This window comes from Streptococcus sp. 596553 (assembly GCF_900411395.1).
Taxonomy (GTDB): Bacteria; Bacillota; Bacilli; order Lactobacillales; family Streptococcaceae; genus Streptococcus; species Streptococcus mitis_BA.
In genome coordinates, this window is the sequence record NZ_OXCQ01000005.1 from 85,608 (window position 1) to 107,901 (window position 22,294).

22 protein-coding genes are annotated in these 22,294 nt (G+C 36.7%); 15 read left to right on the forward strand and 7 right to left on the reverse strand.

Features of this window, described 5'->3' with window-relative positions:
• The first annotated feature begins 9 nt into the window (after window positions 1–9).
• The 7 genes from rpsM (at window position 10) to DSY56_RS06610 (ending at window position 4,967) form a co-directional block, all read left to right on the forward strand.
• Window positions 10–375: a 30S ribosomal protein S13 gene (gene rpsM, locus DSY56_RS06580; protein WP_000090781.1), complete on the forward strand. Its 366-nt coding sequence runs from the start codon at window positions 10–12 to the stop codon at window positions 373–375.
• Window positions 376–392: 17 nt separating this feature from the next.
• Window positions 393–776 (forward strand): 30S ribosomal protein S11, encoded by a 384-nt coding sequence (gene rpsK / locus DSY56_RS06585; protein ID WP_001118385.1) that lies wholly within the window; start codon window positions 393–395, stop codon window positions 774–776.
• A gap of 42 nt (window positions 777–818) precedes the next feature.
• Window positions 819–1,754, forward strand: a complete 936-nt coding sequence (locus tag DSY56_RS06590; protein ID WP_000568988.1) for a DNA-directed RNA polymerase subunit alpha — start codon at window positions 819–821, stop codon at window positions 1,752–1,754.
• Window positions 1,755–1,765: 11 nt separating this feature from the next.
• Window positions 1,766–2,152 (forward strand): 50S ribosomal protein L17, encoded by a 387-nt coding sequence (rplQ, locus tag DSY56_RS06595; RefSeq protein ID WP_000331493.1) that lies wholly within the window; start codon window positions 1,766–1,768, stop codon window positions 2,150–2,152.
• A gap of 264 nt (window positions 2,153–2,416) precedes the next feature.
• On the forward strand, window positions 2,417–2,683 hold the full coding sequence (locus tag DSY56_RS06600; protein ID WP_000644124.1) for an ACT domain-containing protein: 267 nt from the start codon (window positions 2,417–2,419) through the stop codon (window positions 2,681–2,683).
• Between the two features lie 9 nt (window positions 2,684–2,692).
• Window positions 2,693–4,030 carry a PFL family protein gene (locus DSY56_RS06605; RefSeq protein WP_000354901.1) on the forward strand — a complete coding sequence of 446 codons (1,338 nt, stop codon included), beginning with the start codon at window positions 2,693–2,695 and terminating at the stop codon, window positions 4,028–4,030.
• Between the two features lie 244 nt (window positions 4,031–4,274).
• The gene (locus DSY56_RS06610) at window positions 4,275–4,967 is read left to right on the forward strand and encodes a histidine phosphatase family protein (protein ID WP_112444576.1); all 693 of its coding nucleotides are present in this window, start codon (window positions 4,275–4,277) and stop codon (window positions 4,965–4,967) included.
• Between the two features lie 102 nt (window positions 4,968–5,069).
• On the opposite strand, the gene DSY56_RS06615 is transcribed toward DSY56_RS06610, so the two are convergent.
• From DSY56_RS06615 to DSY56_RS06645, 7 genes are all read right to left on the reverse strand, one after another.
• On the reverse strand, window positions 5,070–6,728 hold the full coding sequence (locus tag DSY56_RS06615) for an ABC transporter permease (protein ID WP_112444578.1): 1,659 nt from the start codon (window positions 6,726–6,728) through the stop codon (window positions 5,070–5,072).
• Entirely contained in the window at window positions 6,718–7,809 is a 1,092-nt protein-coding gene (locus DSY56_RS06620) for an ABC transporter ATP-binding protein (protein ID WP_112444580.1), read from the reverse strand. The genes DSY56_RS06615 and DSY56_RS06620 overlap by 11 nt, the downstream gene beginning before the upstream one ends.
• A gap of 12 nt (window positions 7,810–7,821) precedes the next feature.
• Window positions 7,822–8,868: an ABC transporter substrate-binding protein gene (locus DSY56_RS06625; RefSeq protein ID WP_112444582.1), complete on the reverse strand. Its 1,047-nt coding sequence runs from the start codon at window positions 8,866–8,868 to the stop codon at window positions 7,822–7,824.
• A 161-nt stretch (window positions 8,869–9,029) separates the two neighbouring features.
• Complete coding sequence (locus DSY56_RS06630) at window positions 9,030–10,070, reverse strand: ABC transporter substrate-binding protein (RefSeq protein WP_112444584.1); 1,041 nt, start codon at window positions 10,068–10,070, stop codon at window positions 9,030–9,032.
• Window positions 10,071–10,286: 216 nt separating this feature from the next.
• Complete coding sequence (locus DSY56_RS06635; protein WP_112444586.1) at window positions 10,287–11,057, reverse strand: response regulator transcription factor; 771 nt, start codon at window positions 11,055–11,057, stop codon at window positions 10,287–10,289.
• Window positions 11,050–12,699, reverse strand: a complete 1,650-nt coding sequence (locus DSY56_RS06640) for a sensor histidine kinase (protein WP_112444588.1) — start codon at window positions 12,697–12,699, stop codon at window positions 11,050–11,052. The genes DSY56_RS06635 and DSY56_RS06640 overlap by 8 nt, the downstream gene beginning before the upstream one ends.
• Window positions 12,700–12,873: 174 nt before the next feature.
• A complete protein-coding gene (locus tag DSY56_RS06645) occupies window positions 12,874–13,650 on the reverse strand; it encodes a glycyl-radical enzyme activating protein (protein WP_112444590.1) in 777 nt (258 codons plus the stop codon).
• A gap of 121 nt (window positions 13,651–13,771) precedes the next feature.
• Here DSY56_RS06645 and DSY56_RS06650 point away from each other — a divergent pair, with 121 nt between their 5' ends.
• The 8 genes from DSY56_RS06650 (at window position 13,772) to DSY56_RS06685 (ending at window position 22,065) form a co-directional block, all read left to right on the forward strand.
• Window positions 13,772–14,518 (forward strand): DeoR/GlpR family DNA-binding transcription regulator, encoded by a 747-nt coding sequence (locus DSY56_RS06650; protein ID WP_000824973.1) that lies wholly within the window; start codon window positions 13,772–13,774, stop codon window positions 14,516–14,518.
• A 12-nt stretch (window positions 14,519–14,530) separates the two neighbouring features.
• The gene (locus DSY56_RS06655) at window positions 14,531–15,511 is read left to right on the forward strand and encodes a sugar-binding transcriptional regulator (RefSeq protein WP_112444592.1); all 981 of its coding nucleotides are present in this window, start codon (window positions 14,531–14,533) and stop codon (window positions 15,509–15,511) included.
• A gap of 194 nt (window positions 15,512–15,705) precedes the next feature.
• Window positions 15,706–16,026: a PTS lactose/cellobiose transporter subunit IIA gene (locus DSY56_RS06660; RefSeq protein ID WP_000402908.1), complete on the forward strand. Its 321-nt coding sequence runs from the start codon at window positions 15,706–15,708 to the stop codon at window positions 16,024–16,026.
• Window positions 16,027–16,059: 33 nt separating this feature from the next.
• Entirely contained in the window at window positions 16,060–16,368 is a 309-nt protein-coding gene (locus tag DSY56_RS06665) for a PTS sugar transporter subunit IIB (RefSeq protein WP_112444594.1), read from the forward strand.
• Between the two features lie 16 nt (window positions 16,369–16,384).
• Window positions 16,385–17,683 carry a PTS sugar transporter subunit IIC gene (locus DSY56_RS06670; protein WP_200832381.1) on the forward strand — a complete coding sequence of 433 codons (1,299 nt, stop codon included), beginning with the start codon at window positions 16,385–16,387 and terminating at the stop codon, window positions 17,681–17,683.
• Between the two features lie 150 nt (window positions 17,684–17,833).
• Window positions 17,834–20,272 carry a glycyl radical protein gene (locus DSY56_RS06675; RefSeq protein ID WP_112444597.1) on the forward strand — a complete coding sequence of 813 codons (2,439 nt, stop codon included), beginning with the start codon at window positions 17,834–17,836 and terminating at the stop codon, window positions 20,270–20,272.
• Between the two features lie 18 nt (window positions 20,273–20,290).
• The gene (locus DSY56_RS06680) at window positions 20,291–20,959 is read left to right on the forward strand and encodes a fructose-6-phosphate aldolase (RefSeq protein ID WP_112444599.1); all 669 of its coding nucleotides are present in this window, start codon (window positions 20,291–20,293) and stop codon (window positions 20,957–20,959) included.
• Window positions 20,960–20,976: 17 nt separating this feature from the next.
• Entirely contained in the window at window positions 20,977–22,065 is a 1,089-nt protein-coding gene (locus DSY56_RS06685) for a glycerol dehydrogenase (RefSeq protein ID WP_112444601.1), read from the forward strand.
• Window positions 22,066–22,294 lie beyond the last annotated feature (229 nt).

Consider the following 22,294-nt stretch of genomic DNA (forward strand, 5'->3'; position numbering starts at 1 on the left):
GGAGAAAACATGGCTCGTATTGCTGGAGTTGACATTCCAAATGACAAACGCGTAGTAATCTCATTGACTTATGTTTATGGTATCGGACTTGCAACATCTAAGAAAATTTTGGCTGCTGCTGGAATCTCAGAAGATGTTCGTGTACGTGATCTTACATCAGATCAAGAAGATGCTATCCGTCGTGAAGTGGATGCAATCAAAGTTGAAGGTGACCTTCGTCGTGAAGTAAACTTGAACATCAAACGTTTGATGGAAATCGGTTCATACCGTGGTATCCGTCACCGTCGTGGACTTCCTGTCCGTGGACAAAACACTAAAAACAACGCTCGCACTCGTAAAGGTAAAGCTGTTGCGATTGCTGGTAAGAAAAAATAATATAGGAGGTAAAAGTCTTGGCTAAACCAACACGTAAACGTCGTGTGAAAAAGAATATCGAATCTGGTATTGCTCATATTCACGCTACATTTAATAACACTATTGTTATGATTACTGATGTGCATGGTAATGCAATTGCTTGGTCATCAGCTGGTGCTCTTGGTTTCAAAGGTTCTCGTAAATCTACACCATTCGCTGCCCAAATGGCTTCTGAAGCTGCTGCTAAATCTGCACAAGAACACGGTCTTAAATCAGTTGAAGTTACTGTAAAAGGTCCAGGTTCTGGTCGTGAGTCAGCTATTCGTGCGCTTGCTGCCGCTGGTCTTGAAGTAACAGCAATTCGTGATGTGACTCCAGTGCCACACAATGGTGCTCGTCCTCCAAAACGTCGCCGTGTATAATCATCGCATTACACTGCTTTTCGTTTAAGAGGGAGTAACTAAATGATCGAGTTTGAAAAACCAAATATAACAAAAATTGATGAAAATAAAGATTATGGCAAGTTTGTAATCGAACCACTTGAACGTGGCTACGGTACAACTCTTGGTAACTCTCTTCGTCGTGTACTTCTAGCTTCTCTACCAGGAGCAGCTGTGACATCTATCAACATTGATGGTGTGTTACATGAGTTTGACACAGTTCCAGGTGTTCGTGAAGACGTGATGCAAATCATTCTGAACATTAAAGGAATTGCAGTGAAATCGTACGTTGAAGACGAAAAAATCATCGAACTGGATGTTGAAGGTCCTGCTGAAGTAACAGCTGGTGACATTTTGACAGATAGCGATATTGAAATTGTAAATCCAGATCATTATCTCTTTACAATCGGTGAAGGTTCTTCCCTAAAAGCGACTATGACTGTTAACAGTGGTCGTGGATATGTACCTGCTGATGAAAATAAAAAGGATAATGCACCAGTTGGAACACTTGCTGTAGATTCTATTTATACACCAGTTACAAAAGTCAACTATCAAGTGGAACCTGCTCGTGTAGGTAGCAATGATGGATTTGACAAATTAACCCTTGAAATCTTGACAAATGGAACAATTATTCCAGAAGATGCTTTAGGGCTTTCAGCACGTATTTTGACAGAACATCTTGATTTGTTTACAAATCTTACTGAGATTGCTAAGTCAACTGAAGTGATGAAAGAAGCTGACACTGAATCTGACGATCGTATTTTGGATCGTACGATTGAGGAACTGGACTTGTCTGTGCGTTCATACAACTGTTTGAAACGTGCCGGTATCAATACTGTGCATGATTTGACAGAAAAATCTGAAGCAGAGATGATGAAAGTACGAAATCTTGGACGCAAGAGTTTGGAAGAAGTGAAACTCAAACTCATTGATTTGGGTCTTGGATTAAAAGATAAATAAAGGAGGAATACATGGCTTACCGTAAACTAGGACGCACTAGCTCACAACGTAAAGCAATGCTTCGCGATTTGACAACTGACCTTTTGATCAACGAATCAATCGTGACAACTGAAGCTCGTGCTAAAGAAATCCGTAAAACTGTTGAAAAAATGATTACTCTAGGTAAACGTGGTGATTTGCATGCACGTCGTCAAGCAGCTGCTTTCGTACGTAATGAAATCGCATCTGAAAACTATGATGAAGCAACTGATAAGTACACTTCTACTACAGCACTTCAAAAATTGTTCTCAGAAATCGCACCTCGTTATGCTGAACGTAACGGTGGATACACTCGTATCCTTAAAACTGAACCACGTCGTGGTGATGCAGCGCCAATGGCGATCATCGAATTAGTATAAAATCATCAATTTTGTTGAGTGTTATGATGATGGAGTCTTGTGCTCTTAGTCTAGCTCTGGTCTACCGCTAGGATTTCGGTCCTAGCGGGAACACTCATCATAAGTTGGGATAGTAGACGCTTGTTTACGAAATTGTTTTTTTCTTAAGAACAACTTCGTAAGCAGGCGTTTTTGAGTATTTTCGTTAGAATTATGCTATACTATTTGAAAAGAATCCTGTTTAATGTTCAGGTTTCCTATTAAAAGAAGAATTGGAGTTTACTTATGAAAGCCATTATAACTGTTGTTGGTAAAGATAAATCTGGAATTGTTGCAGGTGTTTCTGGTAAAATTGCAGAATTAGGATTGAATATTGACGATATCTCTCAAACTGTCTTGGATGAATATTTTACGATGATGGCTGTTGTATCTAGTGATGAAAAGCAAGATTTTACCTATCTTCGTAATGAATTTGAAGCTTTTGGGCAAACTTTGAATGTAAAAATCAATATTCAGAGTGCAGCGATTTTCGAAGCTATGTATAATATCTAGGAGGTCATCATGGATATTAGACAAGTTACTGAAACCATCGCCATGATTGAGGAGCAAAACTTCGATATTAGAACCATTACCATGGGGATTTCTCTTTTGGACTGTATCGATCCAGATATCAATCGTGCTGCGGAGAAAATATATCAAAAAATTACGACCAAGGCGGCTAATTTAGTAGCTGTTGGTGATGAAATTGCGGCTGAGTTGGGAATTCCTATCGTTAATAAGCGTGTATCGGTGACACCTATTTCTCTGATAGGGGCAGCGACAGATGCGACGGACTACGTGGTTCTGGCAAAAGCGCTTGATAAGGCTGCGAAAGAAATCGGTGTGGATTTTATCGGTGGCTTCTCTGCCTTGGTACAAAAGGGGTACCAAAAGGGAGATGAGATTCTCATCAATTCTATTCCTCGTGCTTTGGCTGAAACGGACAAGGTCTGCTCGTCAGTCAATATCGGCTCAACCAAGTCTGGTATCAATATGACGGCTGTCGCAGATATGGGACGAGTTATCAAGGAAACGGCTAATTTATCTGATATGGGAGCGGCCAAGTTGGTTGTATTTGCTAATGCTGTTGAGGACAATCCATTTATGGCGGGTGCTTTCCATGGTGTTGGGGAAGCAGATGTTATCATCAATGTCGGTGTTTCTGGTCCTGGTGTGGTCAAGCGTGCCTTGGAAAAAGTTCGTGGACAGAGCTTTGATGTAGTAGCCGAAACAGTTAAGAAGACTGCCTTTAAAATCACTCGTATCGGTCAATTGGTTGGTCAAATGGCCAGTGAGAGATTGGGTGTGGAGTTTGGTATTGTGGACTTGAGTTTGGCGCCAACTCCTGCGGTTGGAGATTCTGTAGCACGTGTCCTAGAAGAAATGGGACTAGAGACAGTTGGTACGCATGGAACGACGGCTGCCTTGGCTCTCTTGAATGACCAAGTTAAGAAGGGCGGAGTGATGGCCTGCAACCAAGTCGGTGGTTTGTCTGGTGCCTTTATCCCTGTTTCTGAGGATGAAGGAATGATTGCGGCAGTGCAAAATGGCTCTCTTAATTTAGAAAAACTAGAGGCCATGACAGCTATCTGTTCCGTTGGTTTGGATATGATTGCCATTCCGGAGGATACACCTGCTGAAACCATTGCGGCTATGATTGCAGATGAAGCGGCAATTGGTGTCATTAACATGAAAACTACGGCTGTTCGTATCATTCCAAAAGGAAAAGAAGGTGATATGATTGAGTTTGGAGGCCTATTAGGTACTGCACCTGTTATGAAAGTTAATGGAGCTTCGTCTGTCGATTTCATCTCTCGCGGAGGACAAATCCCAGCACCAATTCATAGTTTTAAAAATTAAGAAAATAGGAGAAATTTTAAGTTCTATTTAAGGTTGGATGTGTATACTATAATCATTAAATAAAGACCTCCTAATATTATTTGAAACAGATAACACTGATTTAGTTTGAATTTGATTTTCATCTAATATCTTTATTTAATAGAACTCCTAAACTTTTTCATAATAATCTCCTACAAAAGTCGCCTGTATAGGTGGCTTTTGTTTTATCATCCATGATATAATAGAAGCAAACGGAGGACGGAAAATGGAAAAAGTACGATTGTATTTGGTACGTCATGGCAAGACCATGTTTAACACGATTGGTCGCGCACAAGGTTGGAGCGATACTCCCTTAACAGCTGAAGGTGAGCGAGGGATTCAAGAGTTAGGAATCGGTTTGCGAGAATCTGGTCTGCAGTTTGAGCGCGCTTATTCCAGTGATTCTGGTCGCACTATTCAGACAATGGGAATTATCCTTGATGAACTTGGCTTGCAGGGAAAAATCCCTTATCGCATGGACAAGCGTATCAGAGAATGGTGTTTTGGTAGCTTTGACGGAGCTTACGATGGCGATCTTTTCATGGGCATTATTCCTCGTATCTTTAATGTGGATCACGTTCACCAATTGTCTTATGCTGAACTGGCTGAGGGCTTGGTAGAGGTTGATACAGCTGGTTGGGCTGAAGGTTGGGAAAAACTCAGTGGCCGCATCAAAGAAGGCTTTGAAGCGATTGCCAAAGAAATGGAAGAGCAAGGTGGGGGCAATGCTCTCGTTGTCAGCCATGGAATGACCATTGGAACCATTGTTTATCTGATCAATGGTATGCATCCACATGGTCTCGATAATGGTAGCGTGACGATTCTTGAATATGAGGACGGTCAGTTTAGCGTAGAAGTTGTCGGCGACCGTAGTTACCGGGAACTAGGACGTGAGAAGATGGAGGAAGCCTCTATTTAATCAGTTTAGACTTACTTGCCATGAGCTAGGGATTTGATAGGAATATCAAGATAAGAAAAAACAGCCGAGGGTAATCCTTTCGGCTGTTTTTGATGGGGAAAACTAAAGTGTAATGCTGTTGCTTTTAGAGATTTTCATGAACAAGAGCAAGGAAGCTACTGTTAGAACAGTCAGGATAGTTGACAAGGCTGCGGCTACACCGTAATTTCCTCTGAGAACCTCTGTATAAATAGCTACAGTCATTGTTCTTGTTTTGACATTGTAGAGGAGGATAGAAGTAGAGAGTTCTGAAATCATTGTGACCCAAGATAAGATGGCTCCAGAAATAATACCAGATAGCATCATTGGAGTTGTAATCTTGGCAAAGGTATTGAGACGGCTACTTCCTAAGCTTTCAGCGGCTTCTTCAATACTTGGTGCTATTTGTTGCAAGCTAGCAACAGATGAACGAATAGTATAAGGTAATCTTCTGACAGATAGAGACATAATCAAGATGAAAGCAGTCCCTGTAATCATAAGAAATCCACTTCCAAATAGACCAGTATTGAAGGAAGAAATGAAGGCAATCCCTAGAACGGTTCCTGGTACAATATAAGGAACCATACTGAGGCTGTCAATTAAGTTTGTAAACAAATTCCGTTTTCTAACGGCTAGGTAGGAGATAAATGTTGCGAATAGGACAACTAGGACTAAGGCAATCAAAGGGATACGAATGGTATTGAAAATAGCAGAGCCCATACGATTGAAAGCTACCTTGTAACTGTTTAGAGAATAACCTTTGACAAATACCATACCTGATGTTTTTAGGAAAGAGGTATAAATTAAGTAGATTTGAGGTAAAACAGAGATAAAGATAATTCCGTAAACTGTTGCATAAATGGCAGCCATTTTTCCTTTTGTAGTTTTTTTAGGCTCAATTGGATGGAGCGAATTCATGCTGAAACTGTAGCGGTTTGCAATGTGTTTTTGGATAAGGAAAATTGCCAAGGCAATGATAATCGCCATAATGGCTAAAGCAGATGCAAAAGCAGAATTTCCTCCAACTTCGCTAATGAATTGGGTATAAATCAAGACTGGGAAAGTCCGATATCCTTCACCAATTAACATAGGCGTTCCAAAGTCTGAGAATGCTCTCATAAATACAAGTAGGGCAGCAGCTAGTAAGGTTGGAACTAGGAGAGGCAAAACAACCGTTACGATACGCTTAAATCCGAAGGAACCCATGCTTTCAGCGGCTTCAAGTAGAGAATTGTCAATACTTTTCATTGTCCCAGCAACGTATAGAAATACTAGTGGGAATAGTTGCAGTGTAAAGACAAGTACAATTCCTTTGAATCCATAAATATCAATAGCTGGAAGATGAAGAGCATTTGTCATGAATTTTGTGATGACCCCATTTCGTCCCAGCAAGAGAATCCAGGAGTAGGCTCCCACGAAAGGAGCTGACATGGAAGCAATGATAATCAATATTTGTAGAAATTTCTTCCCCTTGAAGTCATACATAGAGAAGAGATAAGCTAATAGGGTTCCTACAACTAAGGAAGTGACAGTAGCGGTAATGGAAACCTTGAAACTGTTGACAAGTGTCTCAGAGTAGTAGGCTTTACCAAAGAAAGTGACAAAATTAGCTAGTGAAAATTGTCCTTCATGTATGAGTGCTTGCTTGAGCACGGTAACGATAGGATAAACCAGAAAGACAAGATAGGTAAGAAAGATGAAGAAAGAGGAGGCTGTCCAAATATTTAGTTTTTTACGTTCCATGGTTGACTCCTTTTATCAGGTTTTGCGAACCATCTGCAGAAAAGACGTTTAATTTTTGGGTATTGATTCGTAGACGAATACGATCGCCTTTTTGTAGATCTTCTTCAAAAGTTGATTCTTCGCTAACTTGAATTTTTGAGGCAAAACCTGTCTCAATGAAATACTCCGTATTTAGTCCAAGATAGACGCTATCGCTAATAGTTCCTTCAATATCTCCAGATTCATCTTTGATAAACTCTTCAGGACGAATACTTACATGAATAGCTTGCTCCTCAGCCTGATCAAGAGCTGGCATTCGAAGGGCATAGCCATCTGAAAAAACGATATAAGCGCCGTTGCTCCGTTTTTCGAGATTAGCAGGGATAATATTTGTGCGTCCGATAAAGGTTGCTACAAACTCATTAGCTGGTTTATGATAGAGTTCTTTTGGCCGACCGATTTGTTGGATAACTCCGTCTTTCATAACAGCAATTTGGTCTGAAATAGCCATGGCTTCTTCTTGGTCGTGGGTCACATAAACGGTTGTAATTCCCACTTCGTGTTGGATTTCTCGAATAGCTTGACGCATATCCAAGCGAAGTTTGGCATCTAGGTTACTGAGCGGCTCGTCCATGAGGAGAACACTTGGATTAACAGCTAAGGCACGTGCCAAGGCGACACGTTGTTGTTGTCCACCACTGAGTTTATCAGGCTTTCGATCCGCATATTGAGCAATTTGCATGAGTTCAAGATACTTGTTGGTCTGTTGGATCAATTCTTCTTTTGGAACCTTCTTTTGCTTGAGACCAAAAGCGACATTATCTCGGACAGTCAAATGTGGGAAAATAGCGTAGTTTTGGAAAACCATCCCGATATTGCGTTTGCTGGGTTCCATATTATTGATTTTTGTATCATCGAAGTAAAATTCTCCGCCTTCGATACTGTTGAAACCTGCAATCATACGAAGAAGGGTCGTTTTCCCACACCCTGAGGGTCCAAGAAGGGTAAAGAGACTTCCTTTTGGAATTGTAATGTTCAAATTCTCAATAACAGGGACATCGTGGTAGATTTTTTTGGCGTTAATAATTTTGATCTCACTCATAGTGAACCTCTTTTACTGTTTAGATTGGATATCTGTAAAGACTTCGTTGTATTTCTTAACGATATCTGATTTATTCTTGATGACATAATCATAATCTTCAGTGAGTGTTTTGATTTTGTCAATTGGTTTCATATTTTCGCTTGTTTTAGCATTTTTACGAACAGGCCGGTTAGTAGTGGTTGTACCAAGTGTATCTTGTACTTCTTGAGAGATAATAAAATCGATAAATTTCTTGGCATTTTCCATATTTTTCGCTTTTTTAACGATAGCAGCACTAGCAGGTAGGAAGACGGTTCCTTCTTTTGGATAGACTACCTTGATGTTAGCACCGTCATTTAAGAGTTTAACTGCTGGATCTTCATAAGAGAGACCAACAGCCATTTCTCCGTCAGCGACTGCTTTATAGACACCAGATGAACTTGAACCGATTTTACCATCAATAAGTGTGAAGAGATCTTTTACATAAGCCCAGGCTTTATCGTCTTTGTAACCACCTTGAGCTTGTAGCATATTTGTTAATTGAGCAAAGGCGCTAGAAGAGTTTGCTGGGTCAGCAGTTGCAATTTTTCCTTTTAGTTCAGGTTTGAGAAGATCGCTATATCCTTCGATATTCATGCCTTTCGTTAAATCAGGATTGACGATTAAAACACTACCATCTAGTGTATAAGGTGTAGAGTAGCCAGTTGTGTTTTGATATTCTTTGATAACATTATCATTTTCTTTTGAAGTATAGTTTTCAAAGAGTTCTCCGTGGGTAGCATATTGTGTATAAGAACCACCAAAGATGACATCAGCTACAGGAGCTTCTTTTTCTGACTCTAGTTTTTTGAAAAGTTCTCCGGTACCAGCTTGAATCAGTTCTACTTTGATACCATATTTTTCTTCAAAGGCAGGAATAGTTGCTCCAATTAAACCTTCTGAGTTTGGTGAATAAACGACTAGCGAACCGCCGTCTCCTTTATCAGATGAACCGCCATCGGCAGATTCATTAGAAGAACAAGCAGCAAGACCAAAAAGAGCTAGTCCGCAAGCAGCATAATACATCCATTTCTTTTTCATGATGGATACCTCCGTTGTGTTATTTAAGTTTATTGTAAAATAATGTAAGCGTTTTTAAAACCGATAATTCTATTCTATTAGAGTAAAATTCTCTACAAAAACGGAAGTAATCTTTTGATTTTATAGTAGGGTTTGACAGTTAATCATTAGAAAGTCAAATGTTATTTTTTAGATTGGATATCTGTAAAAATATCATTGTACTTTTTAAGAATGGCAGATTTGTTTTTAATGACATAATCTGAATCTTCAGTAGCAATATTGATTTCTGTCATAGCCTTCATATTTTTACTGGTTTTAGCATTTTTACGAATAGGTCTAATTGTTGTTTCAGTTCCTAGCTTATCTTGGATTTCTTGTGAAAGTAGGAAATCGATAAATTTCTTAGCATTGTCCATGTGTTTGGCATTTTTGATGATAGCAGCGTTACCAGGTAAAAAGACGGTACCTTCTTTTGGATAAATAACTTTTACATCAACTCCATCATTTAAGAGTTTTAAGGCAGGATCTTCATAGGTGAGTCCTACAGCCATTTCTCCATCGGCGACAGCTTTATAAACATTCGAAGAGCTAGATGCAATTTTTCCATCTACTAGGGTAAATAGATTTTTCACATAGGTCCAAGCTTGTTCACTTTCGTATCCACCTTGATCTACAAGCATATTTGTTAATTGAGCAAAGGCGCTAGATGCGTTACTTGGATCAGCAGTAGCGATTTTTCCTTTTAATTTAGGATTGAGTAGATCATTGTAGCCTTCAATTTTAATATCTTTTGTCAGAGCTGAATTGGCAATGATAACACTGACATCAAGTGTATAAGGCGTGTAGAATCCAGTTTTATTTTGATATTCAGGGATTATTTGGTCGTTCTCTTGAGAAATATAAGGTTCAAAAAGATTTTCGTTAGAAGAGAAGAGGGCGTAGGAGCCTCCGAAAATGACATCGGCTACAGGGGATTCTTTTTCAGCCTCAGCTTTTTTGAACAATTCACCAGTGCTGGCTTGTACTAAGTCAACCTTAATACCATATTTTTCTTCGAAGGCTGGGATTGTTTCTTCGATAAGGTCTTCAGGGTTAGGCGAGTAGACAACCAAAGTGTTATCTGAATCTTTTTCAGCGCTAGTTTCCGCTTCTATAGGTGAAGAACATCCTGATAAAGAAAGGAATATCCAGCCACAAGAGAGAAAGAATAGTATTTTTTTCATAAGTATCTCCTTTTTTTACGAACATTTTCTCTACCTAGATTGTTAATGTTTTTAAATTGTAGAGTTCTACAGGATATAATAAAAACCTTAAAGAAATCTAAAACGAGAAATAGGAAATGGGTGTCTCGAGCAAGAATGGGTGAACTGTGGATAGTATTTCGATGGGAAGTATAAAATAAAAAGATTGCTACAATAGAGTTGAGCAATCCTTTTACATCAATGGTTTTTATCCATGAGTTTTAATTCTTTTGGAGAAATATGGAGATACTTTTTAAAAACTTTGGCAAAATATTTATAGTCTGAAAATCCAACTTGTTCAGAGATATCGCTTAAGGGAGAATTAGGGGATTCAGCCATTTTATCTATAGCTTGCTTGAGGCGGTAGCGTAAGATATATTCATTTAACGTCATTGGGAAGTCTTCTTTGATAACCTTGTATAGATAACTTTCGCTATAGTTTAAAGCTTCAGCAATAGTCGCAATCGTAAAATGCTCTGCATAATGCTTGTGGACAAAGGAAATAATTTGTTGAATGATTTGGTTTTGTGTATCAACCTGTTGGATAGAGGTGAGTAAAGTTTGATATTCTTCTAAAAAAGGAGTTTCTTGATAGGTGCTACCTTGTAATCGCAAAACAATTTTTTGAAGACATTCTGTCAACTCCTTGGTATCAATTGGTTTGGATAAGAAATCAACTGCTCCATATTGCATGGCTTTTTTAGCATTTTGAAAATCGTTATAACCTGATAAGATAACTTTTTCATAGGAGAGAGTACGAGTGGCTTCGAACATCATAAAAGCATCCATAATTGGCATTGTGATGTCTGTTAAGACAATATGAGGTTCTTTTTCTTGGATGAGTTTCATTCCCTCTTGACCGTGACTGGCAGTTCCTACGACTTGGATACCTAGGGCAGAGTAGTCTACGGCAATCTCTAGCCATTTTCGAATGAGGTGTTCGTCTTCTACGATAATGAGCTTAAACATGAGTTAGTCCTTTCGTTATAAATTTGACCCAAGTTTCTCCTTGGCGATTGACTCCTAAATCTAGCTGGACATCAGAAAAGAAATTGCTCAATCGTTTATAGCTGTTAACGATGCCATGCTGGGTATGAGGGCTTTCTAAAGAGTCTAAAATAGCGAGTCGCTCTTGTTTTGTGAGTCCTCCGGCGTTATCCTTGACTAAAAAAGTCAGAGAATCTGCTTCCAAGGTAATTTGGATATCTATATGAAGATCAATACGGTATTGCATCCCATATTTTATAGCATTTTCTACTAGAGGAAGCAAGAAAAGTTTAGGAATAGGTTGATTATCAACAGTTTCTGGACAGACAATATCATAAGAAAAGTGCTCGAAACGAATCTTATGAATCATCAGGTAATCCTCTATAATCTTTAAATCTTGGCAAATGGTTGTTTCTTTTTCTAAATCGGTGATACTGTAGCGAAGAATGCGCGTGAGGTTTTGAATCAGGTCTTGTGTGAGAGTGGCATCCATTAAAGAAGTGATTTTAATCGTCTCAAGTGTATTGTAGAGAAAATGAGGATTGAACTGAGCTTCCAGCATTTTTCTTTCAAAAATCCACTTTTCTTTTTCTATGGTCAACATTTTTTGATGAAGTTGATCTAATTCGTACAACATATTGTTGATTTTTTCTGCCATAAACTCAAACTCATCACCCGTTTGTAGAGAAAGTCTTTTTTCTGCTTGTTTAGGAATTTCTTGAAGTTGGTAAACCAAACTTTCAATAGGAACAGCGTTGTGTGTGGCAATTTTATGAGCAATTCGTCTTGCTTGCCAGAAGTAGAGGAAGAATATACATAAGGTGAGGACGGAGGCTAGGCCGAGTAAGCTAGGAATGGGAAAGAAGGATTGAAAAGTATAGATTGAAAAAATAGCACTGACTTTTTCTTTTTGAACAATAAGCGGTTCATTCGCATACCAGTGGGTGCGAGAGTGTAGGAGTTTTTCATCCAATTTTTCAAGAGTGGAACGAGTAAACTGATTTGTATTGTTGGAAAACATATTTCCAAAGCTATCGGTAATGATGTATTTGGAATTGATCATTGGGAAACTTGAGATGAAATCATTCTCATTTACGAAAGCAATAGTATAGGCCTTAACTCGTTGGTTTTGAAGTAGTGGTTTGATAAAGAGTGTGTAATGTTGCTTGTCTGAAGAGAGTGCAATTTTTTCTGTCACTTTATCTTGAGAAGGATTTTGAATGAGTAGTTTTAGATAGTAGGGTGATAAAATACTTTCTTGATGATTTCGATTGGTACTAAATAGTAATTCACCTGTATCGCTTAGAATAATGAGGTCAGAACTAAGTTTTAATTTAGCTTTTGTCTCGTAAAATAAGCTAAAGACTTCTCTCTCTGTGTGTTTGCCGTCCAAAAATTCAGGAATCATTTTATGGTTCATGGTAGTCAGGAGCTCATTATTTGCTTCTTTCATTTCTTGAACCTGTTTGACAATCTGTTTCGTATCTTTGGAGAGTTGCTGCTTTTGTAAAAAATAGGAAAAACCAAAAAGTAAAATGAGTAGTAAAAGAGAGGTCATAAAAGCTGCGATAGAGCTTCTATGGAGAATTTCTTTTTGGAGAGATTTTTTAAAGGAATGAGACATCCGCTACCTCCTTGGAAGGGTTTTCTGTTATAAGTATAGCAGTTTAAAAATTCTAGAGCAAGGTAAAATAGAAAAGGTTTGGCTAAAATTTTTTAGCTAAACCTTTTGAAAAGTTAAGTATGTATTATAGATGCTTGTTGTCTGCAAATAGCTAGAGCATTTCAAGGAAATGAACTAGAAATAACAATTAATATGATGGTTAAGAAATACCTTTTGATAATCAATAAGATCTTCGGGATGAAGTGCGTTGACTCCATCCATTTCATATTTCCGATTTAATAAACGATATTTGTTTTCACCAAATTGATGAAAAGGGAGTAGTTGAACTTGGTCGATATTTAATGAGTTAAACAGTTTAGCAAATTCTTCTGCATCCTCTAAACTATTGTTAAAATCAGGAATAACCGGGATTCTTAAAACAATCGTTTTATGTTGAGAAAAAGCATAATGAATGTTTTTAATAATCATTTGATTAAAAACCCCAGTCACTTTTTTATGTTTTATAGAATTATAATGTTTTAGGTCTGTGTAGATAAAATCCACATATTGGATTAAATCAACAAATTTTTCATGATCAACAAAGGCAGTAGTTTCAATGGCAGTGTGTATGTGATGTTCTTTAGCTGACTTTAATATGGCTTTAGCAAATTCAAACTGAGCAAATATTTCACCCCCTGATAAAGTTAAACCTCCACCGGATTCTTCGTAAAATTCTTTATCTTTTAATACCTCTGTAATAATTTCTTCTACAGTTTTTTCTTCACCTACTAAAGTGAATTTTTCTCGTTGAGCATCTTTCATTTTTTCAGGTTTCATTCTTTGAGATTCAGGATTAGAACACCATGGACAGCGCAGAGGACATCCTTTTAAAAAAACAGTTGTACGAATACCCGGACCGTCATGAATTGAAAAGTGTTGAATATTAAAAATAATTCCTTTAGATATTTCCATAAGAGTTCCTCCTCTTTATAATTCTATCCTATCACAAAAACGAAAGAAAAACAATTACGAACGAAAGTTTAATTTGTTGTTTTTTGCTTTTTATTTTGGTAGAATAAAACGGAGGTGTAAAATGAAAAGATTGGAACAAATTATTAAATTAGTATCAGAATATGAAAAGATTGATGTTAATACATTATCGGAAAAATTAAATGTATCGAAAGTAACGATTAGAAAAGATTTAGATAAATTAGAGTCAAAAGGTTTATTACACAGAGAGCATGGCTATGCTGTATTAAATAGCGGAGATGATCTAAATGTACGCTTGTCAATTAATTATGAAATTAAGAGAAAAATTGTTCAAGAAGCAGTAAAATTGGTATCAGATAATGAAACAATAATGATAGAATCTGGGTCAACCTGTGCTTTACTTGCTGAGGAAATTTGCAAGCAAAAAAGAAATGTCACTATTGTAACAAATTCATTTTTTATAGCAAATTTTGTGAGAGGTTATGATTCATGTCGTGTTATTGTTCTTGGTGGAGAGTTTCAGAAAGATTCACAGGTTACCGTAGGACCTTTATTAAAAGAAATGATACAGACTTTTCATGTGCGTCAAGCTTTTGTTGGGACAGATGGCTACGATAAAGAGATGGGCTTTACAGGAAAAGATTTAATGCGCAGTGAGGTAGTTCAATATATTTCAGCAGCGTCGGATAAAGTCATTGTGCTAACTGACTCAAGTAAATTTGATAAAAGGGGTACGGTAAGAAGATTTGCTTTAAGTCAAGTCTATGAAGTAATAACAGACGAAAAACTTTCTAAACAAAATATAGCTACATTAGAAAATGCTGGGATAATGGTTAAGGTAGTTTCGTAAGAGGTTAAGTGTATGAATCAAGATAGGAATAAACTGCTCTCTAAAATTGCTTATCTGTATTATATTGAAAACTTAAATCAGTCACAAATAGCAGCAAAATTAGGAATTTATAGAACCTCTATTAGTAGAATGTTAACAGAAGCAAGGAATGCAGGAATTGTTAAAATTGAAATAGAGAATTTTGATACAAATATGTTTAAGTTGGAAAATTATGTAAAAGAAAAATACAGTTTGGAAAGTTTAGAAATTATTCCAAATGAATTTGATGATACTCCAACAATTTTATCTGAAAGAATTTCTCAAGTTGCAGCAGGCGTCCTTAGGAATCTAATTGATGATAATATGAAAATTGGCTTTTCTTGGGGGAAAAGTTTAAGTAATTTAGTAGATTTAATTCACAGTAAAAGTGTCCGAAATGTTCACTTCTATCCTCTAGCAGGTGGTCCTAGTCACATACACGCTAAATACCATGTGAATACACTGATTTATGAAATGTCTAGAAAATTTCATGGAGAGTGTACATTTATGAATGCAACGATTGTGCAAGAAAATAAATTGTTAGCAGATGGTATTTTGCAATCAAGATATTTTGAAGATTTGAAAAATAGTTGGAAAGATTTAGATATAGCTGTAGTCGGAATTGGTGATTTTAGCAATAAAGGAAAACATCAATGGTTAGACATGCTTACAGAGGATGACTTTAAAGAATTGACCAAAGTTAAAACTGTAGGAGAAATTTGTTGTCGATTTTTTGATTCAAAAGGTAAAGAAGTCTATGAAAACTTACAGGAAAGAACGATAGCAATCTCTTTGGAAGATTTAAAAAATATTCCTCAAAGTTTAGCTGTTGCTTACGGTGATACGAAAGTATCTTCGATTCTTTCTGTTTTGCGTGCTAATTTAGTAAATCATTTGATTACAGATAAAAATACAATTTTAAAAGTTTTGGAAGAAGATGGTGATTTTTCTTTTCGAAATATTTTATGTGAGTGAAAATGATAGACTGATTCAGTTTATCGTTTTTATTTTTAATCATTTGCACATTTGTGCTTAAATAAATAAAAATAGTTTATCTGTTGTTTTTAGATTGACAACTTTATTATGTAGTTGTATTCTATAGTTACAAAAGAAAATTTTAAAATTTCAAATGAAAAAAGCTTTTTACATAGTGAAATGAGGAGGAATTTATGGAAATTATTGTTCCAGATCAAATTATCATGGGTTTAATTTTATATGCTGGCGATGCGAAACAACATATTTATAAAGCGTTAGATTACATAAAAAACGGCACATGTGAACGGTGTGAAGAAGAAATCCAGTTAGCTGATGCCGCCTTATTAGAAGCCCATAATCTACAAACAAAATTCTTGGCACAGGAAGCGTCTGGTACAAAGACAGAAATAACAGCTCTCTTTGTTCATTCACAAGATCATCTCATGACTAGTATGACGGAGATTAATTTAATCAAAGAAATTATTAGTTTAAGAAAAGAACTTCATAAAAAATAATACTAGAGCATTAACATAGAGGAGGAAAATATAATGGTGAAGATTGGTTTGTTTTGTGCAGCAGGATTTTCTACTGGTATGCTTGTAAATAATATGAAAATTGCAGCGCAAGCTAGTGGAGTTGAAGCAGAAATAGAGGCGTTTTCTCAGTCTAAATTAGCGGATTATGCCCCAAGTCTAGATGTTGCACTGTTGGGGCCTCAAGTTGCTTATACATTAGATAAATCAAAAGAAATTTGTGATAAGTGTGATGTTCCGATAGCTGTTATTCCGATGATGGACTATGGTATGTTAGATGGGAAAAAAGTATTAGATTTGGCCCTATCTTTGATTAGTGGGTAAGAAAAGGAGATTTATTATGGCAAAGATGGATGTTCAAAAAATCATTGCACCTATGATGAAGTTTGTGAATATGCGTGGTATTATAGCTCTAAAAGATGGTATGTTAGCAATTTTGCCATTGACAGTAGTTGGTAGTTTATTCTTGATTATGGGACAATTGCCGTTTGAAGGATTAAATAAGAGCATTGCTAGTGTTTTTGGAGCTAATTGGACAGAGCCGTTTATGCAAGTATATTCAGGAACTTTTGCTATTATGGGTCTAATTTCTTGTTTTTCAATTGCCTATTCTTATGCTAAGAATAGCGGAGTAGAGGCTTTACCAGCTGGAGTTCTATCTGTATCTGCATTCTTTATTTTGCTAAGATCATCTTATATCCCTAAACAAGGTGAGGCGATTGGGGACGCTATTAGTAAAGTTTGGTTTGGAGGTCAAGGGATTATCGGTGCTATCATTATAGGTTTGGTAGTAGGAAGTATTTATACCTTCTTTATAAAGAGAAAAATTGTTATTAAGATGCCAGAACAAGTTCCACAAGCTATTGCCAAACAGTTTGAAGCAATGATTCCAGCATTTGTAATTTTCTTATTTTCTATGATTGTATATATTTTAGCGAGCTCATTGACTAATGGCGGAACATTCATAGAAATGATTTATTCTGCTATTCAAGTTCCATTGCAAGGTTTAACTGGATCTTTGTATGGTGCAATTGGAATTGCATTCTTTATATCATTTTTGTGGTGGTTTGGTGTTCATGGACAATCAGTAGTAAATGGAGTAGTGACAGCTCTGCTTTTATCTAATCTTGATGCTAATAAAGCTATGTTAGCCTCTGGGAATCTATCATTAGAAAATGGTGCACATATTGTTACTCAACAATTTTTAGATTCATTTTTAATTCTATCTGGTTCAGGGATTACGTTTGGACTTGTAGTTGCGATGCTTTTTGCATCAAAATCTAAACAGTACCAAGCGTTAGGGAAAGTAGCAGCTTTTCCAGCAATATTTAACGTAAATGAGCCAGTTGTATTTGGATTTCCGATTGTCATGAATCCAGTTATGTTTGTACCTTTCATTCTTGTTCCTGTACTTGCAGCTGTTATAGTATATGGAGCTATTGCAACAGGTTTCATGCAGCCATTTTCAGGAGTTACATTACCTTGGAGCACCCCAGCTATTATATCAGGATTTATGGTTGGTGGATGGCAAGGTGTTGTAACTCAGTTATTAGTATTGGCGATGTCTACAGTGGTTTATTTTCCATTCTTTAAGATACAAGATCGTTTAGCTTACCAAAATGAAATCAAACAATCTTAGAGGCATTTGTGTGTTACTGTTAAACTCACACATTTGTGCTAAAAATTAGGGAGTTAGAGTTTTTCTAGTTAAAAGCTTGAAATTCTCTAAAAAATTAGGTATTATATTTTCGAAAGAAACAAAAATATTTTCGAAAGAAAGGTGCTTACGATGGTAAATAAAGAAGTAGCAAGAACGACAATCAAGACAGAATATTTTGGTAGCCTTACTGAAAGAATGAACAAATATCGAGAAGATGTTTTAAATAAAAAACCTTATATTGATGCTGAAAGAGCAGTTCTAGCAACACGCGCTTATGATCGATATAAGGAACAACCTAATGTCCTAAAACGCGCCTATATGCTGAAAGAAATTTTGGAAAATATGACGATCTATATCGAAGAAGAATCTATGATTGCGGGAAATCAAGCTTCTTCCAATAAAGATGCTCCTATTTTTCCAGAATATACGCTAGAATTTGTTCTCAATGAGTTGGATCTTTTTGAAAAGCGTGATGGAGATGTTTTCTATATTACAGAAGAAACAAAAGAACAACTTAGAAGTATTGCTCCGTTTTGGGAAAATAATAATTTACGTGCTAGAGCTGGTGCCTTGTTACCTGAAGAAGTGTCTGTTTATATGGAAACAGGATTCTTCGGTATGGAAGGTAAGATGAATTCTGGAGATGCTCATTTAGCAGTTAACTATCAGAAACTGTTGCAATTTGGTTTAAGAGGTTTTGAAGAGCGGGCTCGTAAAGCGAAAGCAGCGCTAGATTTAACAGATCCAGCAAGTATTGATAAATATCATTTTTACGACTCTATATTTATCGTAATAGATGCTATTAAAGTATATGCAAATCGCTTTGTTGAACTTGCTAAAAGTTTAGCCGAAAATGCAAATCCTAAACGTAAGAAAGAATTACTTGAGATTGCAGATATTTGCTCTCGAGTCCCATATGAACCAGCAACTACTTTTGCAGAAGCTATTCAATCAGTTTGGTTTATTCAATGTATTTTACAAATTGAATCTAATGGCCACTCTCTTTCATATGGCCGTTTTGATCAATATATGTATCCATATATGAAGGCTGATTTAGAAAGTGGTAAAGAAACAGAAGATAGCATTGTTGAACGTCTAACAAATCTTTGGATTAAGACAATTACAATTAATAAGGTTCGCAGTCAAGCACATACATTTTCTTCAGCAGGAAGTCCTTTATATCAAAATGTTACAATTGGTGGACAGACTCGAGATAAGAAGGATGCTGTTAACCCATTATCTTATTTGGTATTAAAATCAGTTGCACAAACTCATCTACCGCAACCTAATCTAACTGTACGTTACCATGCAGGTTTAGATGCTCGTTTCATGAATGATTGTATTGAAGTGATGAAACTTGGTTTTGGTATGCCTGCATTTAATAATGATGAGATTATTATTCCTTCTTTTATTGCAAAAGGAGTATTGGAAGATGATGCCTATGATTACAGCGCCATTGGATGTGTTGAAACGGCAGTTCCAGGAAAATGGGGCTATCGTTGCACAGGTATGAGTTATATGAACTTCCCTAAGGTTCTACTTATCACGATGAATGATGGAATTGATCCGGCTTCGGGTAAACGGTTTGCACCAAGCTTTGGTCATTTTAAGGATATGAAGAACTTTTCTGAATTAGAAAATGCTTGGGATAAAACACTAAGATATTTGACACGAATGAGTGTTATTGTTGAAAATTCTATTGATTTATCATTGGAACGAGAAGTTCCTGATATTCTATGTTCAGCATTGACTGATGATTGTATTGGTCGTGGAAAACACCTGAAAGAAGGTGGAGCAGTATATGATTATATATCAGGTTTGCAAGTTGGAATTGCAAATTTGTCGGATTCATTAGCTGCAATTAAAAAATTGGTATTTGAGGAAGAACGTATAAGCCCAAGTCAGCTTTGGCATGCACTGGAAACAGATTATGCCGGAGAAGAAGGTAAGGTCATTCAAGAAATGTTGATTCATGATGCACCTAAGTACGGTAATGATGATGATTATGCTGACAAATTGGTTACTGCTGCTTATGACATTTATGTTGATGAAATTGCTAAATATCCTAATACACGTTATGGAAGAGGTCCTATTGGAGGGATTCGTTATTCAGGAACATCTTCTATCTCAGCCAACGTAGGACAGGGACGTGGAACATTAGCAACGCCAGATGGACGCAACGCGGGTACACCGTTAGCAGAGGGTTGTTCACCATCACATAATATGGATCAACACGGCCCTACATCTGTTTTAAAATCTGTTTCAAAATTACCAACAGATGAAATCGTAGGTGGGGTTCTCTTAAATCAGAAAGTAAATCCTCAAACCTTAGCCAAAGAAGAAGATAAATTAAAACTAATTGCTTTGTTACGAACATTCTTTAATCGTTTACATGGGTACCATATTCAATACAATGTTGTTTCCAGAGAGACGTTGATTGACGCTCAGAAACATCCTGAAAAACACAGAGATTTAATTGTTCGTGTTGCAGGATACTCTGCATTCTTCAATGTTCTTTCTAAGGCAACCCAAGATGATATTATAGGACGTACTGAGCATACATTGTAAAATAAAGAGGTTCTTTTTATGGAATTTATGCTTGACACATTAAATTTAGATGAGATTAAAAAATGGTCTGAAATTTTACCGCTAGCTGGGGTAACTTCAAATCCCACTATTGCAAAAAGAGAGGGTTCTATTAATTTTTTTGAACGAATCAAAGATGTGAGAGAATTGATTGGCTCTGCACCCTCTATTCATGTTCAGGTGATTTCTCAAGATTTTGAAGGCATCTTAAAGGATGCTCATGAAATTCGTAGACAAGCAGGAGATGATATATTTATCAAAGTACCTGTTACTCCGGCTGGATTACGTGCAATAAAGGTGCTAAAAAAAGAGGGCTACCATATCACTGCAACAGCTATTTATACAGTTATTCAGGGATTATTAGCTATCGAAGCAGGAGCCGATTACCTAGCTCCATATTATAATAGAATGGAAAATCTGAACATTGATTCAAATTCTGTCATTCGTCAATTAGCTCTTTCTATTGATAGACAGAACTCTCCTAGTAAGATTTTAGCTGCATCCTTTAAAAATGTAGCACAAGTAAATAATGCTTTAGCTGCAGGTGCGCATGCTGTTACAGCAGGAGCAGATGTTTTTGAATCAGCTTTCGCCATGCCATCTATCCAAAAGGCGGTTGATGACTTTTCTGACGACTGGTTTGTTACTCAAAATAGTCGTTCCATTTAGATAGAGAGGAAACAAACATGAGAATTTTTGCTAGTCCTTCGAGATATATTCAAGGGGAAAATGCCTTGTTCGAAAATGCCAAATCAATATTGGATTTGGGAAATCGTCCGATTCTATTATGCGATCAGTTGGTTTATGATATTGTTGGAAAACGATTTGAAGATTACCTACATAGGTATGGTTTCCATATTGTTCTAGCCCAGTTTAATGGTGAAGCTTCTGACAATGAAATCAATCGAGTTGTTGCCTTAGCTGAGAAAGAAAATTGTGATAGTATTATCGGTCTTGGTGGGGGAAAGACGATTGATAGCGCAAAAGCTATTGCAGATTTGATTGAAAAGCCTGTTATTATTGCTCCAACAATTGCATCGACCGATGCACCTGTATCTGCTTTATCTGTTATTTATACAGATGAAGGTGCATTTGATCATTATCTATTTTATTCTAAAAATCCAGATTTAGTTTTGGTTGATACAAAAGTTATTTCACAAGCTCCTAAGCGTTTATTAGCGTCTGGTATTGCAGATGGTTTAGCAACGTGGGTTGAGGCGCGTGCAGTTATGCAGGCAAATGGAAAAACTATGTTAGGACAACAACAAACGTTGGCTGGAGTTGCAATTGCGAAAAAATGTGAAGAAACGCTGTTCGCAGATGGTTTACAGGCCATGGCGGCTTGTGAAGCTAAAGTTGTGACACCAGCATTAGAAAATATTGTTGAAGCTAATACTTTATTGAGTGGCCTAGGTTTTGAAAGTGGAGGATTGGCTGCGGCGCATGCAATTCATAATGGTTTTACTGCATTGACAGGTGACATACATCATTTAACACATGGTGAAAAAGTAGCTTATGGAACTTTGGTACAACTATTATTGGAAAATAGACCTAAAGAAGAACTTGATAAGTATATTGAGTTTTACAAAAAAATTGGTATGCCAACAACTCTAAAAGAAATGCATTTAGATCAAGTTGGATATGATGATTTAATAAAAGTTGGTAAACAAGCAACTATGGAGGGTGAGACAATCCATCAGATGCCGTTTAAGATTTCGCCTTCAGATGTTGCTCAAGCTATCATAGCTGTAGACGCCTATGTAAATTCAAAATAAACAATAAGGACTACTGTTTTCCAAATGGTAGTCTTTTATTGATTCTCGTATTGAATTCTACGTTCTTCATAAATTAAAAAGCGACACAGGTTGTCGGCTATTTACTATAAATACATTAATTAGCATTCCAGTCGTATCTTCGGTCTAAAATTAGTATTTTGTGTTATAAGAGATAAGCTTCTTATTTGGCTCTTTGATTTCCCGTATAACAATAAGATAAAAAAGTGGG